Source organism: Streptosporangium nanhuense (assembly GCF_059358815.1).
In genome coordinates this window covers 110,187-127,487 of sequence record NZ_JCADBG010000009.1, presented here as the reverse complement: position 1 = coordinate 127,487, position 17,301 = coordinate 110,187, and the positions used below count along the sequence as shown (strand labels likewise).

Genomic DNA, 17,301 nt, shown 5'->3' with positions numbered 1-17,301 from the left:
GGGCATGACCCAGATCAAGTTCTACGGCCGCGAGGACGTGTGGGCCGACCGGCGCCGGGAGATCTCCGACACCGTCCACGGCTGCCTGGTGGACGTGTGGAAACTCCCCGAGGACAAGCGGTTCCACCGGTTCCTGCTGCTGGACGCCGAGGACATGATCTGCCCGCAGCGGAGCGAGCGGTATCTCATCGTGGAGATCGTCTGCTTCGGCGGCCGGTCGGACGAGGCCAAGCGCTCGCTGATCCGCACCCTGTTCGCCAGGGTCGGGGAGGCGTTCGACCTTCCCGCCGAGGACCTGGAAATCGTGATCATGGAGTCCCCCAAGGTCAACTGGGGCATCCGCGGCCTCCCCGGCGACGAACTCACGCTCATGTACCCGGTCACCATCTGACCGCCGCGCGGCCTCCGTCGCCGTCGGGTACGGATCCGCGCCGGGAGGCCGTGCGCTCCGGGGCTGAAGTGAACGATGTAGCAAAATAACGGATTTGCGACATCGTGGTGAGGTATCCCCCTCAGACGACAGGGTTGAGGGATGCCGACTCCTCTGTCCCCCGCGGACGCCGTGAAGTCCCTGCTGACCACGGTCGGCGCCGCGACCGATGCCGACCGTGCCCGGGCCGAGGAGCTGGCCGCGGAACTGGAGTGGTCGCACCCGGCGATCCGGCAGGCCGGTGCCTACATCGCCCGCACGCCCGGCGTGGACCTGTCCGGCTATCTGCACCTGCTGCGTACCGTCCCCGAGGACACCCCGGACTCCGGATCGCGCCCGCGATCCGACGCCGACCGGGCGGTGGCCCGCGCCTGGGCGCTGACGCGCCCGCGGATCGAGCACGCCGACCCACTGGCGATCCGCGTGCTGCGGGTGCTGGCCTGCTACGCACCCGACGACCTGCCCCGCACGGTGCTTAACGGGCTGGAGGACGCCGGGGAGGCCGGGGAGACCGCGCTCGACGACGCGCTGGAGGTGCTGTCCTCCTACGGCGTGGCCGACCGGTCGCCGGACGGCCGACGAGTGAGCGTGCACCATCAGGTCCAGGCAGTCGTCGTGGACGGCCTGACCGAGGACGAGCACGCCGCCGACAGGGCCACCGCCGCCGCCCTGCTCCAGGCCGCGCTGCCCGCGGAGCCCTGGCACCCCTCCTCCTGGCCCGCGTACGCCCGGCTGCTGCCCCACGCCCACGCCGTCCTGCCACCCGAGTCCCCCGCCGTGAGCTCCGTCGTCGACTACCTGCACGCCAGCGATGACTACCGCACCGCCCGCACCCTGCTGCACCGGCGCCACGCCGTCACGCACGACACCCTGGGCCCGGAACACGCGGACACGCTGGCCGCCCGCGTCGATCTCGCCACCCTGGCGGGAGAGATGGGGGACGTGGCCGAAGCCCTGGAGCAGTGCACGGTGCTGGTACCGCTGACCGAACGCGTCCTGGGCCCCGAACACCCCACCACACTCGACGCCCGCGCCAACCTCGCCTACTGGACGGGAGAGACGGGAGACGCGGCCGGCGCCCGGGACCTGTTGGCGGCGCTGGCACCGCTGATCGAACGAGTCCTGGGCGCCGAACACCTGGAGACGCTGAGCGTGCGGACCAGCCTCGCCCGCTGGACAGGAGAGGCAGGAGACGCGACCGGCGCCAGAGACAGGTACGCGACGCTGGCTCCGCGAATCGAGCAGGCGCTGGGCCCCGAGCATCTGTACGCCTTAGGTGCCCGCTTCGGCCTCGCCCGCTGGACAGGAGAGGCAGGAGACGCGACCGGCGCCCTGGACCGCTTCACAGCGCTGGCAGCGGCGGCCAAGGCCGCCCTGGGTCCCGCCCACCCCACCACGGTCGGCACCCAGGTCAGTCTCGCCCGCTGGACAGGAGAGGCAGGAGACCCGGCCGACGCCCGAGACCAGTTCGCGGCACTGGTGCCGGTCATCGAACAGGCGCTGGGCCCCGAGCACCCGCAAACGCTGGGTGGCCGGTTCGGTCTCGCCCGCTGGACAGGGGAGGCAGGAGACCCGGCCGGCGCTCTGGAGCGGTTCACAACCCTGCTCCCTCTCACCGAACGCGCACTGGGCCCCGAACATCTCATCACGATCGAAACGGCGGCCAGCCTCGCCCGCTGGACCGGTGAAGCCGGAGACCCGGCAGGCGCCCGCGACCACCTCACACCCCTGGTACCCCTCGCCGAACGCGCGCTGGGCCCCGAACACCCCACCACCTTGATCATTCGCGAGGGCCTCGCCCACTGGACGGCGGAAGCGGGAGACGCGGCCGGAGCTCGCTACCAGTTCACGATGCTGGTTTCGACGCTCAGGCGGGTACTGGGCCTGGAACACCCGAGCACGTTGAACGCCCGCGTCTGGCTCGCCCTGTGGATGAGCGAGGCGGGGGACGCTCCCGGCGGGATGGATCAGCTGGCGGCGCTGGTGCCGGTGACCGAGCGGGTCCTGGGCCCCGAACACTCGACCACGCTGGCCGTCCGCTTCTACCTGGCCTCCCTGGCAGGAGAGACGGGGAACGCGGCCGACGCCCGGGACCAGTTCGCGGCGCTGGTGCCGGTGATCGAACGGGCCCTGGGTCCGGAACATCCGGACACGGTGAACGTCCGCGTCCACCTCGCTCACTGGAGGAAATACGCGAGACGGTCGCTTCTCACGCGATGGCTTCCGGGACGCTGACCCCCTTCACGCCTCCAGCCGTCGAGGCCCTCCGAAGGCGGAACGAAGCCGGCCCGGGACGGATACCCGCCACATAAACGTACGGTGGAGTGTGGGGGTGGGCGACATGGGCCGGGATTCGGGTCATTGCCTAGATTCGGCAGCATGATTGACCTAGCGGGTCGGCGAGCCGTGGTGACCGGGGCGGGTAGCGGGATCGGGCGCGCCTGCGCGCACCGGCTGGCCGCGGCCGGGGCACACGTGCTGGTGGTCGACATCGACGCCGAGGCGGCGGCGAAGGTCGCCGCGGAGATCTCGGGGACACCCGTCGTCGCGGACCTGTCGGAACCGGACTTCGTCCGGGCGATCCCGCCCGGCGTGGACATCGTGGTGAACAACGCCGGGTTCCAGCACGTCGCCCCGATCGAGGAGTTCCCGCCGGAGGTGTTCTCCAAGATCCTCAAAGTGATGGTCGAGGCGCCCTTCCTGCTCGTCAGGGAGGTCCTGCCCGGCATGTACGAACGCGGCTGGGGCCGGATCGTGAACATCTCCTCGGTCCACGGGCTCCGCGCCTCGCCCTACAAGTCGGCGTACGTCACCGCCAAGCACGCCCTCGAAGGGCTGTCCAAGACGATCGCCCTGGAGGGCGCCCCGCACGGCGTCACCTCCAACTGCGTGAGCCCCGCCTACGTCCGCACCCCCCTGGTCGAGAACCAGATCGGCGCCCAGGCCGGCACCCACGGCATCGGCAGGGACGAGGTGGTCGAGCAGATCATGCTCGCCCCCGCCGCCGTCAAGCGGCTGATCGAGCCCGAGGAGGTCGCCGAACTCGTCGCCTACCTCTGCGGCCCGCACGGCTCCTTCATGACCGGCACCTCCCTCCCCATAGACGGCGGCTGGACAGCCCGCTGAACCCGGGAGGACGCGCGGCGCCGCCGCCGACGCGGCGGATGGGCGACGGAGGAAGGAGCCGGACCTGAGCGGCGTCGCAAGCATCGGAGAATGGTCGCTATGAGCACACGGGTCTTTCTCGAACTGCTGGCCAGGGAGGCTTCGGCGGTCGAGTTCGAGGGGCCCGTTCTCGCGGCGAGGACCGGCGGGGCCGGCGCGGAGGCGCTGGCGGAGCTGGAGGAGGCCAAGCTCGCCGCGCTGAAGGTGCGGGCGCTGCTGCGGCGCAGGGCGAAGCGCGAGGCGGAGCTGTCGGCGCTGTTCGACACGGCGGGCGACCTGGCCGGGCTGCGGGACCTGGACGCCGTCCTGGAGGCCATCGTGCACCGGGCCAGGCAGCTGCTCGGCACCGACGCCGCCTACATGACGCTGCACGACCCCGAGCGGGGCGACACCTGGATGCGGGTGACCGACGGCTCGGTGTCGGCGAAGTTCCGGGCGCTGCGGCTGGCCATGGGCGCGGGCCTCGGCGGCCTGGTCGCCCAGACCGCCACCCCGTACTCCACCGCCGACTACTTCGCCGACGAGCGCTTCCGCCACAAGACCGACATCGACGACGCGGTGCTCGAAGAGGGACTGGTCGCCATCCTCGGCGTACCGCTCAAGCTGGGCGCGCGGGTGATCGGGGTGCTGTTCGCCGCCAACCGGAGCGTGCGGCCCTTCACCCAGGACGAGGTGGTCCTGCTGGGCTCGCTGGCGGCGCACGCGGCGGTGGCGATCGACAACGCCCGCCTGCTGCAGGAGACCAGGAACGCGCTGGAGGAGCTCAGCGAGGCCAACCGGCAGGTGAACGCGCACAGCCAGGCCGTGGAGCGCGCCGCGCTCGCGCACGACCGGATGACCGGCCTGGTGCTGCGCGGCGGCGGGGTGGAGGACGTGGCGGCGGTGGTGACTGAGGTGCTCGGCGGCTCGCTGACGGTGCTCGACGACGCCGGGCGCCCGATCGCCGGGGACGCGGGCGTGCTGGAGGAGGACGCGCCGGGCGAGGCGGCGTCCGACCAGCCGCCGACGGGACCCGCGGCGAGCCGGAGGCCGGGCTCGAAGCCCGGCGCCAGGCAGAAGACGCGCAAGGCCGCGGAGGTGATCGCGGACGCCGCGCGGTCGTCGAGGGCGCTGGGGCGCACCGTGCGGCAGGGGCACCTGCTGGTCGCGTCGGTGGACGTGGGCGCGGAGCCGCTGTGCACGCTGGTGCTGCGCAACGGCGGCGGCGGCGGCGGTCAGGTGTCGGACGCCGACCAGCGCATCCTGGAGCGGGCCGCGCTGGTGACCGCGCTGCTCCTCCTGTTCAGGCGTACGGTGGCCGAGGCGGAGGGCCGGGTCAGGGGCGAGCTCCTCGACGACCTGATCTCGCGGCCCGCCCTCGACGGCCTGGCCGACCGCGCCCGGCGGGTGGGGGTGAACCTCGACCTCGACCACGTGGTGGTCGTGGTCCGCCACGGCGGCGGGCGGGAGCGGGCCGCGTTCTGGGCGTCCTCCCAGGCGACGCTGCACCACGGTCTCGCCGCGCAGCGCGGCGACGAGGTGGTCCTGCTGCTTCCCGGCGACCGGCCCGGCCCGCTGGCCAAGCGGGTGGCGGCCGAGCTGAGCGCCTCGCTCGGCCACCCGGCCACCGCGGGCGCGGGAGGGCCCGTGCGCGGCGCCGCGGAGGTGGCCGCCGCGCACCGGGAGGCGCAGCGCTGCGCCGACGCCCTGGTGGCCCTGGGGAGGGCCGGGGAGGGTGCCGGGGCCAGGGAGCTGGGCTTCGTCGGCCTGCTGGTCGGCGAGGGGCGCGACATCGGGGCCTTCCTCGCCTCGGCGCTCGGCCCGGTGATCGACTACGACGCCCGCAGGGGCACCGCGCTGGTCCAGACGCTCACCGCGTACTTCGGCACGGGCGGCTCGCTGTCGCGGACGAGCGAGACCCTGCACATCCACGTCAACACGGTCACCCAGCGTCTGGACCGGATCGGCCAGTTGCTCGGCGACGACTGGCAGGCCCCGGAGCGGGCCCTGGAGATCCAGCTCGCCCTGCGCCTGCACCGCCTCAGCGGCTGATCCGGCCGCCGGAAGGCCACCGGAAGGCCGTCGGACGACCGTCGGAAGGCCACCGGAAGGCCTCGCGGCGGGGCGGTCTCACACATCCACATAGGGCGCCTGTTGGCTATGGCGGTCGTACCCATAGGAGTGACGCCGGTCACTACGTACGGTAGCCGGAATCCCCCCCAACAGCGATTCCCCTTGGTGAGTGAGATGGCAGAGAAAACCCGTACCCCCATCGGAAAGATCGTGGGTGCCAGCCTCGTCGGCACCACGATCGAGTGGTATGACTTCTTCCTGTACGGCTCCGCCGCCGCGCTGGTCTTCCCGCAGCTGTTCTTCCCCCAGTCGGAGCCGCTGACCGGCACCCTGCTGGCGTTCCTGACCTACGCGGTGGGCTTCGTGGCCCGCCCGCTGGGCGCGCTGGTCTTCGGGCACTTCGGCGACCGGCTGGGCCGCAAGAAGCTGCTGGTGGTCAGTCTGCTGATGATGGGCGGGGCGACCTTCCTGATCGGCTGCCTGCCGACCCACGCGGCGATCGGCATGGCGGCGCCGCTGCTGCTGACCCTGCTGCGGCTCGTCCAGGGCTTCGCCCTCGGCGGCGAGTGGGGCGGCGCGGTGCTGATCGTCTCCGAGCACGGCGACCCCGAGCGCCGGGGCTTCTGGGCCTCCTGGCCGCAGGCGGGCGCCCCCGGCGGCAACCTGCTGGCCACCGCCGTGCTGGCGGTGCTGGCCGCGGTCCAGACGGACGAGGCGTTCCTGAGCTGGGGCTGGCGGGTGCCGTTCCTGCTGTCCGGCGTGCTGGTGCTGGTCGGCCTGTGGATCCGGCTCTCCATCAGCGAGTCGCCGGTCTTCCAGCAGGCGGTCGCGAACGCCAAGCCCTCGGCGTCCCTGCCGATCGTGGAGGTCTTCAGGTACCACTGGCGGGACGTCCTCATCGCGATCGGCGCCCGCTTCGCCGAGAACGTCTCCTACTACGTGATCACCGCGTTCGTGCTGGTCTACGCGACGCAGCAGGCGGGACTGCCCAAGCCCCTCGTGCTCAACGCGGTGCTGATCGGGTCGGCCATCCACTTCGTCTCGATCCCGATGTGGGGGGCGCTCTCCGACCGGCTCGGCCGCCGGCCCGTCTACCTGCTCGGCGCCGCCGGGGTGGGCCTGTGGTCCTTCGCGTTCTTCCCGCTGATCGACACGAAGAACTTCCTCGCCGTCACCCTGGCGGTGACCGTCGGCCTCATCCTGCACGGCGCGATGTACGGCCCGCAGGCCGCGTTCTTCTCCGAGCTGTTCGCCACGAGGATGCGCTACTCGGGCGTCTCGATCGGCTCGCAGCTCGCCTCGATCGTCGCGGGCGCCCTGGCCCCGCTGATCGCGGTCGCCCTGCTGGACACCTACAAGTCGTCGTTCCCCATCATGCTGTACGTGGCCGGAGCCGCCGTGCTCACCCTGATCACCGTGTACGTCTCGCGTGAGACCCGTGGCCGTGACCTCGTCACCATCGGCACCCACGACGAGGTCAAGACCCCTCGCTGAACCGTACGGAGATACATCTGATGCGCATCGAGAACCGGCCGGTACCCACCGGCCGGATCACCCAGAACGTCCTGTCGGTGGCGGGAAACGCCTCGGAGGGCGGCGAGACCGTGCTGTTCGTGCACGGGAACGTGTCGAGCTCCGCCTTCTGGCGGGGCACGATGCTCGCCCTGGCGGAGCAGGGCCACCGGCCCCTCGCCGTGGACCTGCGGGGCTTCGGCGACACCGAGCCCGCCCCGGTCGACGCCACCCGTGGCCTGCGCGACTACTCCGACGACGTGCTCGCCCTCGTCGAGGCCCTCGGGCTGGACGGCGTGCACCTGGTCGGCTGGAGCATGGGCGGCGGGGTCGTGCTGCAGGCGCTGCGCGACCGGCCCTCCGCCGTGCGGAGCGTGACCCTGGTCAACCCGATCTCCCCGTACGGCTTCGGCGGCACGCACGGCGCCGACGGCGCGCTGAACCACCCCGACGGCACGGGCGGCGGGGCGGGGGCGGCCAACGCCGACTTCGTGAAGCTGCTCGCGGCGGGCGACACCTCCGACAGCTCCCCGGCCTCGCCGAGGAACGTGATGCGGACCACGTACGTGAAGCCCGGCACGGTGATCGAGGACGAGGACGCCCTGGTCGCGTCGATGCTGTCCACGAAGGTCGGCGAGGACCACTACCCGGGTGACGCGGCGACGTCGGAGGAGTGGCCGGGGGTCCGTCCCGGCACGCGGGGCGTGCTCAACTCGTTCGCCCCGACGCACTTCCGGATCGACGACCTGCACACGATCGACCCGAAGCCGCCGGTCCTGTGGATCAGGGGTGAGGCCGACGTGATCGTCTCCGACACCTCGCTGTTCGACCTGGCCCACCTGGGCGCACTGGGGGCCGTCCCCGGCTCGCCCGGCACCCCCGCGCAGCCGATGGTCACCCAGACCCGCGCCGCGCTGGAGCTGTACGGCCCGTACACCGAGGTCGTCCTGGACGCCGGCCACAGCCCGCACATCGAGCGGCCCGCCGAGTTCCGCGCCGCCCTCTCCGACCACCTGAAGCGGAGCTGAAATGCACAGTATCAATGGCGACGCTTCGCGTCGCGGTTCGGCCGCTCTTACCCGGCTCCTTCCCTCGTCACTCATCCGCTCCGCTCCTTCGCTCCTCAGTCCAGTCCCCGGCGCGGCCTCACGGCGCAGTACCAAAACGGCCGCGGGATTCGCCGCTGTCGGGTTCGCCGTCCTGACGGTCCTGGCCGGGGCGCCCGTGGCGAGCGCGGGGACCTCACCGGCGCACTGCGCCCGGCTGGACCGGGTGGCGGTGCCGGGTGCCGAGCACCAGGTGAAGGCCTGCCTGGACGACCTCACGACGGCGGGCACGGCCGTCTCCGGGCACACCGACCCGGCCGACTGGGCGGGCCTGCACCCGGCGGGGGCGGTCAACCCCAAGGGCGTGCCCGGCATCCAGGTCGACGGCTACTTCCCCGACACCTCGACCTCCAACACGACGCACGGCTGGAACCACGACTCGCAGTTCGTCCTGCGGCTGCCCGACAACTGGAACGGCGGGCTGGTCGTCACCGGCACCCCCGGCAACCGGGAGCAGTACGCCAACGACTTCACCGTCTCCGACTGGGCCCTGGCCAAGGGCTACGCCTACGCGGTGACGGACAAGGGCAACGTCGGCGTCAACTTCTACAAGGACGGCCGCAGGCCCGGTGACGCGGTCGCCGAGTGGAACGACCGGGTCACGCAGGTCGCGATCGCGGCCAAGGCCGTCGTCGCCCAGCGCTACGGCAGGCTTCCCAAGCGGACCTACGCGGCGGGCATCTCCAACGGCGGGTACCTGGTCCGCTGGCAGCTGGAGAACCGGGCCTGGCTGTACGACGGCGGGATCGACTGGGAGGGCACGCTCTGGCGGGTCAAGGGCGACAACCTCGTCAACTACCTGCCCCCGGCGCTGCGGGCCTACCCGGCCGGCGACACCCAGGCGATGTACGACGCGGGATTCGCCCGGGGCTCGGAGTTCCTGTGGCCGTTCCACTACCAGTACTACTGGGACCTGACCCAGCGCCTCTACCGTGAGGAGCTCGACCCCTCCTTCGACGGCGACGTCGAGGCGGGCACCCCCTTCTGCGCCTCGGGCACCCCGGCCTGCGACGCCGACTACGACTACGACGCGCGCAAGCCGTACGCGGCGGTGAAGAAGATCGGGCTCACCGGCCGGATCGGCAAACCGCTGATCACGATCCACGGCACGCTGGACACGCTGCTGCCGATCTCCCGCTCCAGCGACGTCTACGCGGACATGGTCGGCAAGCACCGGCCGTTCCGCTACTACCGGATCACCGACGGCACCCACGTGGACAGCCTCTACGCCTCCTACCCCGACAAGCTGCGCCCGCTGCTGCCGTGCTTCCGCAGCGCGTTCGAGACCCTGGAGGGCTGGGTGGAGCGCAGGCAGAGCCCGCCGCCGAGCGCGACCCTGCCGAGGCCCGCGAGCGGCGACCTGCCCAACGAGTGCCACCTGGGCGCCTGAGACACAGCCACACGGCGCCACACGGCTGACACCTCTGACACAGCCACAGGGCGCCACACGGCTGACACCTCTGGACACCGCCGCCCGGTGCCGCACCGCCCCCCGACGGGCCGTGTGGCACCGGGCGGCCGTCAGTTGAGCATGTAGCGCCGCTGGACGGTCCTGGTCACCCGGACCGCGTTCCTGACCAGCGGTATCCGCAGCGCGACCCGCTTCAGCAGCGGGTACCAGGGTTCGGAGGGCCTGGAGGCGGCGGACCTGTGGATCTCCACCCGGCCGCCGCGGTTCATCTCCACCTTGAAGCGCAGCCCGGTCTCCTTGCCGTCCACCCGCAGGAACGGCGCCCAGACGCCCGGCGCGAGAAACCCCTCCCGGTACGCCAGCCGGATCGGGATCTTGGCGATCAGCCGCCCGGCCAGCTCCCCGGGGACCCCGGGCTCGACCAGCGCCGGGGCGGCGACCTCGCGGTCCCTGCCCGCGGTCTGGCGGAACACCAGCTCCGCGGGCGGCCCCCCGCTCGGCGGCACGTACGGCACGGGCACGACGACGAAGACGTGCTTGCGCTGCCTGATGACCGTCGTCCCCGGCGAGACCAGGACGATCGACTCGGGGAACGAGCGCGGCTCCACGCAGATCCCCAGCTCCCCCCGGTCGGACCACCAGGGGATGATCAGCCGCCTGGAGCAGTCGGCGACCATCCCGGTGCAGTTCAGCGGCGACCCGGTCACCCGGGTGCGTGCCTGCTGCGCCCCTCCGTACATGCGCACGTGCATCTCCCAGAGTCCCGGGGGCAGCGGGCCGCCCACGGCCGCCGAGTCGACGTCCAGCCGGGCCGCGCCGGTGACCTGGAGCCTGACGCCGTCGCGGTGGCGGCTGCGGATCATCGAGCACTCCGAGGGCAGGAAGTGGACGGCCCCGGTGTCCTCGTGCCTGACGTAGACCTCGAACCGCGCCCTGGCTGCGGCCTGGCTGACGTCGGCCATCTCGGGCGGCAGGCGGAGCCCGTCGAGGGGCACCGGGGGCTGCCAGAGCAGGCCGTCGTCCCCGTACGGGGCGAAGCGCATCGGGGTGCCGTCGGCCTGCATGATCTCCACGGTGAGCCCGACGGTGAGCGCGCCGTCGTCCCAGGTGAGCTCGTCGAGGTCGGCCTGGAGGCGGACGCCGCGCATGGCCCCGGCCAGGACGACGAGCTGGTCGAGCCTGCCCGCGCGGAGCAGCGCGGCGCGGGCCCGCAGCGGGACGGGCAGCATGAGGTCGAGGCGCGGGGGGAAGCGCTGGACGACCAGCTCTCGCAGGGTGGTGAAGGTGGCCGCCCGGCCCGCCGAGGAGGTGGCGAACCTGGCGCCGCCGAGCCGTCGCAGCACCGCGGTGCGGAACCACTGGGCGTACATCCGGTCGCGCCGGCGGCCCTCGGGCACCTCGTCGTCGATGATGTCGAGCAGCTCGCGCAGTTCCGCCGCCCAGACGTAGGGGTCCTCCGGCGGGTCGGGCCGCTCGGTGACGTGGCAGCAGACCGGGCCGGCCATCACGACGACGCTCCTGGCCCGCAGGTAGGCGCGGAGCACGAAGGACTGCTCGGCCAGGCATCCGCCGGGGTCGGGGAAGTTCAGCGCCTCGGCGTCGAGGAAGGCCCTGCGGAAGAGCTTGTGCGGGGTGAGCAGCGTGAGCAGCCGGTCTTTGACGATGTCAACGTGCTCGCGGTCGGCGTCGAAGATCGTGGAGGGCGGCCGCTGGTCGCTGATCAGCCGCCCGAGGAGGATGTCGGCCCCGGTCTCCACGGCGCGCAGGTGCATCCGCTCCAGGGCGTCCCGCTCCAGGCGGTCGTTCTGGTCCAGCAGGTAGACGTACTCGCCCCGGGCGACCATGAGGGCGACGTTGCGGCCGCGCATCGGCGAGCCGGTCCGCTCCAGGTGGAGCACCCTGACGTTCGGCCGTACCGTCGCCAGGGTGTCGAGGCGCTGCTGGATCCCGTCGTCGGAGCCGTCGTCGGCGAAGATGACCTCGTAGTCCTCGGAGGCCATCGACTGCTCCAGCACCGACCGGATGCAGTCGTCGGCGCCATCACCGGGGTTGTGCACCGGCACCACCACGCTGACCTTCACGTCCATGCGGCCAAGGGTGCGGCGCCCGGCGCCGGGAGAGGATCAGACTTGCCGACTCCTGGTCTCTCAGTACCAGCCCTTGGCCTGGGAATGGGCCCAGGCGCCGCAGGGCGAGCCGTAGCGGCCCTTGATGTAGCCGAGCCCCCACTCGATCTGGGTGGCCGCGTTGGTCTGCCAGTCGCCTCCGGCGCTGGCCATCTTGTGGCCGGGGAGGGACTGCGGGATGCCGTAGGCGCCGCTGGAGGTGTTCATGGCGCGCTCGTTCCAGCCGCTCTCCTTCATCCAGAGCTTCTCCAGGCAGCCCCACTCGCCCGCCCAGCCCCTGGACTCCAGCATCTGCTTGCCCAGCGCCCTGTTGCCGGTCGGGTTGGAGGTGCCCGGGGGGAGCTGCTGCGGGTTGAACCCGCCTCCGCCCGGCGCCTCGTCAACGATCTTGACCGGGTTGAGCACCTTGCGGTTCTCGCGCTCGGCGGCGATCCTGTCGGCCTTGAGCGCCTGGGCGGCCTGGGCCTTCAGCATGTCGGACTCCAGGTCGGAGCCGAAGGGGTCGGAGCCGAGCATCTGCGCCATCTCGTCCAGGGTGAGCGGCTTCGTCGGCGGCGCCGTGGCGTTCTGGTAGGCGGTGTAGGCGGTGAAGGCGCCCCCGCCCACCAGGACCACGAGCGCGGCGCCCAGGATCAGCACGCGCTTGGAGGTCATACCGCGCTTCGAGCTGGGCGGGTCGGAGGCCTTCCCCCTGCCCGCCCTGCGGTTCGCGCGGCGGGGGCGGGGCGCCGAGCGCTCCTGCAGTTGCTGTGATCCTGGACTCACGACCTATGAGCTTGCCGTGGGGAGGGGGGTGGTCCGCAACCGGAACGACGGAGTTGGTCTGCTCCCGGCCGGGTCCTCCGGGGTTTCCCGCGACCTAACCGCCAGGCCACGAGCACTTTCCCGGCAAGGAAAGCTTGGGAGTGATTTTGCTCACATTTTACCGTACGGTGCCATGTAGGCCTCTTTGTCGATCATGAAAGTGCCCGAATCGTGGTCTGACCACCTCATTCAGGTACTGTTTGCGTTATGTCTGGGTTTTGTGACCCGGCAGATCCATCCGAGCCTTGGGAGAATGATTACCCGGTGGCAGGCATCCTCCTCGTCGAAGACGACCCCTCGGTCCGTACCGGGCTGGAGCTCGCGCTCACCCGGCAGGGCCACTCCGTCACCGCGTACGCCAGCGGTGAGGAGGCCCTTGAGCACATCAGGTCCCGTCGCCCCGAGATCGCCATCCTGGACGTCATGCTGCCCGGCATCGACGGCGTCGAGGTGTGCCGCCGCATCCGCAGGCTCGACCAGCTGCCGGTGATCCTCCTCACCGCCAGGGGCGACGACCTCGACGTGGTCGTGGGCCTGGAGGCGGGGGCCGACGACTACGTGGTCAAGCCGGTCGAGCCCCGGGTGCTGGACGCCCGCATCCGCGCCGTCCTGCGCCGGATGGAGTCGGTCGCCTCCGACCGCATCACCTTCGGCGACCTGGTCATCGACCGGGGCGCGCTCAAGGTGGCGCTGGGGGGCCGCGAGGTCCACCTCACCCCCACGGAGCTGCGCCTCCTGCTCGAACTCGTCCGCCACCCCGGCCAGGTGCTCAACCGCAGGTATCTCCTGCGGGCCGTCTGGGACCACACCCACGTCGCCGACTCCCGGCTGGTCGACGCCTGCGTCCAGCGGGTCCGTGCCAAGATCGAGGCGGTCCCCGCCGAGCCCGAGTTCATCCACACGGTACGGGGATTCGGCTACCGGTTCAGCCCGCCGTGAAGCGGATGTACACCGGGCTGCGCGGGCGCCTGGTGATCACCTTCACCCTGATCGCCGTCACCGCCTCCGCGGTCGTCGCGGTGATCGGCTACGAGTTCGTCAAGAGCCGCATGATCGGGCGGGCCGAGCACGTGGCCGTGAGCGAGGTGCGCGACATCCTGGAGGGCAGCAGGCTGCCCGTCGGCGCGCTCTGGCCGGGAGACAGCCCGCCGACCGACGAGGAGATCAGCGCGCTGCAGAGAAGCCTGCGCCCCCAGGGCGGCAGGGTGGTGGTCCGCTACGAGAACTACCCCTACCCCGACGGCGACTTCGGCCCCAAGGAGATTCCCGGCGACCTCGCGGCCAGGGCCACCCAGCGGCTGGTCGCCAAGCGCATGACCATCGGCGGCGACATGTGGCTGCTCATCGGCACCCCCGTCTGGCGGATCGAGCCCATCCACACCGCCCAGCCCACCGGGATGACCGTCTTCGTGTTCGTCCCCCTCATCGAGGAGGAGCGGCTGCTGAACGGCCTGCGGCAGCCGCTCGCCGTCGCCGGCGTCGCCATGCTGATCATCGCGCTCTCCCTGGGCCTGGTGTCGGCCCGGCAGCTCCTGCTGCCGGTCAGGAGGCTCGGCTCGGCGGCCCGCGCGCTCGGCGCCGGCCACCTCGACACCCGCCTGCCCGTGCACGGCCAGGACGAGCTGGCCGAGCTCACCGCCACGTTCAACGACACCGCCGCCGCCCTGGAGCGGAGCGTCACCGAGCTGCGCTCGCTGGAGGCGATGTCCCGCCGCTTCGTCGCCGACGTCTCCCACGAGCTCAGGACCCCGCTGACCGCGATGACCGCGGTGACCGACATGCTCTCCGAGGAGGCCGACCGGCTGCCCCCCGAGCCCGCGGCGGCCGTACGGCTGGTGCTGCGCGAGATCGCGCGGCTGCGGACCCTGATCGAGCAGCTCATCGAGGCGAGCCGGTTCGACTCGGGGACGGCCACGCTGAACGTGGACACCGTGAACATCGTCGACGTGGTCTGCGACTGCCTGGAGATGCGCGGCTGGTCGGACAAGGTACGGGTGAACGTGCCGGAGGGGCTGGCCTTCTCCGTCGACCCCAGGCGCTTCGACGTCATCGTGGCCAACCTGGTGGGCAACGCCCTGCGCCACGGAGAGCTCCCGGTGATGGTGACCGCCCGCAGCACCCCGAACGGCCTGGAGGTGAAGGTGCGCGACCACGGCAAGGGCATCCCGGCGAAGGATCTGCCCTTCGTGTTCAACCGTTTCTACAAGGCCGGCGCCCGGGGCGACGGCAGCGGGCTCGGCCTGTCCATCGCGCGGGCCAACGCCCAGCTGCACGGCGGCACGATCTCGGTCCGCGCCCAGCGGCCGGGAACCCTCTTCACGGTCTGGCTCCCCCCGGCATGAGACGGCTCACCGGCCCGTGCACCCGGGCCCTCCCCGGCGTACGGCGGCCCGCACGCGTGAGGTGGCTCGCCTGCCTGCTCGCCGCCGCGCTGGCGCTCTGCGGCTGCGGCATCTCCCCCACCGACGTCCAGGACTACGGCGGCCCGCCGGTGATCAGCTACAGCCCCACGTGGGTGACGGTCTACCTGCTCCGCGACGGCCGGTTGGAGCCCGTCAAGGTCCCGGTGGTCTCCGACTCGGCCAAGAACATCATCGACACCCTGTTCCGGGCCGGCAAGCAGCCGCCGAAGGCCGGGCTGACCAGCGCGCTCAACGACTTCAGCCACTACGACACCAAGACGACCCGCTACTCGGACAACACCGACCAGCGCAACGAGCCGGACGACAACCTGGGCTACCGGCTGAACGTGATCATCACGGGCGAGGGCAAGGTCACCAAGGAGGCCCTCGCCCAGATCACCTGCACCATCAGGCAGAACAAGCAGGAGAGCATCTGGAGCGTCGAGGTCACCCGGCTCTTCCCCGGCACCCCGGAGACGATGGGCGACCGGGGCTGCTTCGAGTACCGCAACCTCGCGGCGCCCGGCGTGCGGCTGCCGCCCTGATACCCCGCCACGAGAAGCCCTGAGGGACCGGAGCCGTGACGCCCGGGGCCGTAACGCCCGGAGCTGTGACGCTCGGAGCCATAACGTCCGGTGCTGTAACACCCGGAGCCGTGACGCCCGGGGCCGTAACATCCGGAGCCGTGACGCGCGGAGCGCGGCCGCGGGGCCCCGTACGAGCACCCGCGACCGCGCTCCGGCGGTGGCGTCGAGACGCCCCGTCACATCGTGATGTCCTCCAGCATCTCGGTGACCAGCGCCGCGATCGGCGAGCGCTCCGAGCGGGTCAGGGTGACGTGCGCGAACAGCGGGTGGCCCTTGAGCTTCTCCACCACCGCCACGACGCCGTCGTGGCGGCCCACCCGCAGGTTGTCGCGCTGGGCGATGTCGTGGGTGAGGACGACCCGGGAGTTGGCGCCGATCCGGCTCAGCACGGTGAGCAGCACCCCGCGCTCCAGCGACTGCGCCTCGTCCACGATGACGAAGGCGTCGTGCAGCGACCGGCCGCGGATGTGGGTGAGCGGGAGCACCTCCAGCATGCCCCGGTCCATGACCTCCTCGATCACCTCGGGCGTGGTGACCGCGCCCAGGGTGTCGTAGACCGCCTGCCCCCACGGGCCCATCTTCTCGTTCTCGGAACCGGGCAGGTAGCCCAGCTCCTGGCCGCCCACGGCGTACAGGGGACGGAAGACGATGACCTTGCGGTGCTGGCGGCGCTCCAGGACCGCCTCCAGGCCCGCGCAGAGGGCGAGCGCGGACTTGCCGGTGCCGGCCCTGCCGCCCAGCGAGACGATGCCCACCTCGGGGTCCATCAGGAGGTCGAGCGCGATGCGCTGCTCGGCGGAGCGGCCGTGCAGGCCGAACACCTCGCGGTCGCCGCGCACCAGCCGCACCGACTTGTCGGGCAGCACCCGGCCCAGCGCGGAGCCCTTGCTGGACAACAGGCGCAGACCCGTGTGGGTGGGCAGGTCACGGGCGTCGTCCAGATCGGCCGTACCGTGCTCGAAGAGGGTCTCGACGTCCTCCGTGGTCACCTGGAGCTCGTCCATGCCGGTCCAGCCGGACTCCACCACGAGTTCGGCGCGGTACTCGTCCGCGGCGAGCCCGATGGAGGCGGCCTTCACCCGCATCGGCAGATCCTTGGAGACCAGCACCACGTCCGCGCCCTCGGCGGCGAGGGTCTTCGCCACGGTCAGGATGCGGGTGTCGTTGTCGCCGAGCCGGAACCCGACGGGCAGGATGGACGGGTCACTGTGGTTGAGCTCGACCCGGATGGTGCCCTCGCCGATCGGCATGGGCTCGTCCAGCCGTCCGTGTGTCACCCGGAGTTCGTCGAGGGACCTTAGCGCCTTGCGCGCGAAGTATCCGAGCTCTGGATGATGGCGTTTGCCCTCCAACTCGGTGATGACGACGATCGGGATGACGACCTCATGCTCGGCGAAACGGCTCATCGCCGTTGGATCCGCCAGGAGCACCGAGGTGTCCAGGACGTACGTGCGCCGCTGCACTGCCGGCGACGTGGGTGAGGACGAAGGGTTTGCCACGCGTTCTCCCCCGGGCGCCATGGACGGCGCCCTGCCATGAGCTGGGATGCGGACCGGCCCCGGGCCCGCTCACGAGAACGTCGAGCAGGGACCGTTGACCGGCCCTCCTCAGCAGGTCGTGACGCAAAGGCGGACCCTCTCCGGCGTAGGTGAGCTGTGCTCTCCTACTTCTTACGGTACGTCCTGAATGCCCGACTTCCAACTGCT

Annotated in this window: 13 protein-coding genes; 10 read left to right on the top strand and 3 right to left on the bottom strand. The window is 71.6% G+C overall.

The window, feature by feature from the left end:
* Positions 1–4 precede the first annotated feature (4 nt).
* From AC5L38_RS19030 to AC5L38_RS19000, 7 genes are all read left to right on the top strand, one after another.
* Positions 5–391 (top strand): tautomerase family protein, encoded by a 387-nt coding sequence (locus AC5L38_RS19030; protein WP_495244136.1) that lies wholly within the window; start codon positions 5–7, stop codon positions 389–391.
* A 141-nt stretch (positions 392–532) separates the two neighbouring features.
* A complete protein-coding gene (locus tag AC5L38_RS19025; RefSeq protein ID WP_495244135.1) occupies positions 533–2,665 on the top strand; it encodes a tetratricopeptide repeat protein in 2,133 nt (710 codons plus the stop codon).
* Between the two features lie 144 nt (positions 2,666–2,809).
* Positions 2,810–3,556 (top strand): 3-hydroxybutyrate dehydrogenase, encoded by a 747-nt coding sequence (locus AC5L38_RS19020; RefSeq protein WP_495244134.1) that lies wholly within the window; start codon positions 2,810–2,812, stop codon positions 3,554–3,556.
* A gap of 99 nt (positions 3,557–3,655) precedes the next feature.
* Positions 3,656–5,626: a helix-turn-helix domain-containing protein gene (locus tag AC5L38_RS19015; protein WP_495244133.1), complete on the top strand. Its 1,971-nt coding sequence runs from the start codon at positions 3,656–3,658 to the stop codon at positions 5,624–5,626.
* Positions 5,627–5,821: 195 nt separating this feature from the next.
* Positions 5,822–7,141, top strand: a complete 1,320-nt coding sequence (locus tag AC5L38_RS19010; RefSeq protein ID WP_495244132.1) for an MFS transporter — start codon at positions 5,822–5,824, stop codon at positions 7,139–7,141.
* A 20-nt stretch (positions 7,142–7,161) separates the two neighbouring features.
* Positions 7,162–8,187, top strand: coding sequence for an alpha/beta fold hydrolase (locus tag AC5L38_RS19005; RefSeq protein WP_495244131.1), 1,026 nt, complete (start codon positions 7,162–7,164; stop codon positions 8,185–8,187).
* A 196-nt stretch (positions 8,188–8,383) separates the two neighbouring features.
* Positions 8,384–9,655, top strand: a complete 1,272-nt coding sequence (locus AC5L38_RS19000) for a tannase/feruloyl esterase family alpha/beta hydrolase (protein WP_495244130.1) — start codon at positions 8,384–8,386, stop codon at positions 9,653–9,655.
* A gap of 131 nt (positions 9,656–9,786) precedes the next feature.
* Here the strand turns inward: AC5L38_RS19000 and AC5L38_RS18995 are convergent, their stop codons facing one another.
* Positions 9,787–11,763 (bottom strand): glycosyltransferase family 2 protein, encoded by a 1,977-nt coding sequence (locus tag AC5L38_RS18995; protein WP_495244129.1) that lies wholly within the window; start codon positions 11,761–11,763, stop codon positions 9,787–9,789.
* A 60-nt stretch (positions 11,764–11,823) separates the two neighbouring features.
* Positions 11,824–12,567, bottom strand: a complete 744-nt coding sequence (locus AC5L38_RS18990) for an aggregation-promoting factor C-terminal-like domain-containing protein (protein WP_495244128.1) — start codon at positions 12,565–12,567, stop codon at positions 11,824–11,826.
* A gap of 303 nt (positions 12,568–12,870) precedes the next feature.
* Between AC5L38_RS18990 and AC5L38_RS18985 the strand changes: the two genes are divergently transcribed.
* The 3 genes from AC5L38_RS18985 to AC5L38_RS18975 are packed head-to-tail and all read left to right on the top strand — an operon-like array spanning position 12,871 to position 15,553.
* Complete coding sequence (locus AC5L38_RS18985; RefSeq protein ID WP_344921373.1) at positions 12,871–13,545, top strand: response regulator; 675 nt, start codon at positions 12,871–12,873, stop codon at positions 13,543–13,545.
* Positions 13,546–13,550: 5 nt separating this feature from the next.
* Entirely contained in the window at positions 13,551–14,948 is a 1,398-nt protein-coding gene (locus tag AC5L38_RS18980) for an ATP-binding protein (protein WP_495244294.1), read from the top strand.
* Positions 14,945–15,553, top strand: a complete 609-nt coding sequence (locus AC5L38_RS18975; RefSeq protein ID WP_495244127.1) for a hypothetical protein — start codon at positions 14,945–14,947, stop codon at positions 15,551–15,553. The genes AC5L38_RS18980 and AC5L38_RS18975 overlap by 4 nt, the downstream gene beginning before the upstream one ends.
* A gap of 218 nt (positions 15,554–15,771) precedes the next feature.
* On the opposite strand, the gene phoH2 is transcribed toward AC5L38_RS18975, so the two are convergent.
* Positions 15,772–17,115 (bottom strand): RNA 5'-3' helicase PhoH2, encoded by a 1,344-nt coding sequence (gene phoH2 / locus AC5L38_RS18970; RefSeq protein WP_495244126.1) that lies wholly within the window; start codon positions 17,113–17,115, stop codon positions 15,772–15,774.
* Between the last annotated feature and the right edge of the window lie 186 nt (positions 17,116–17,301).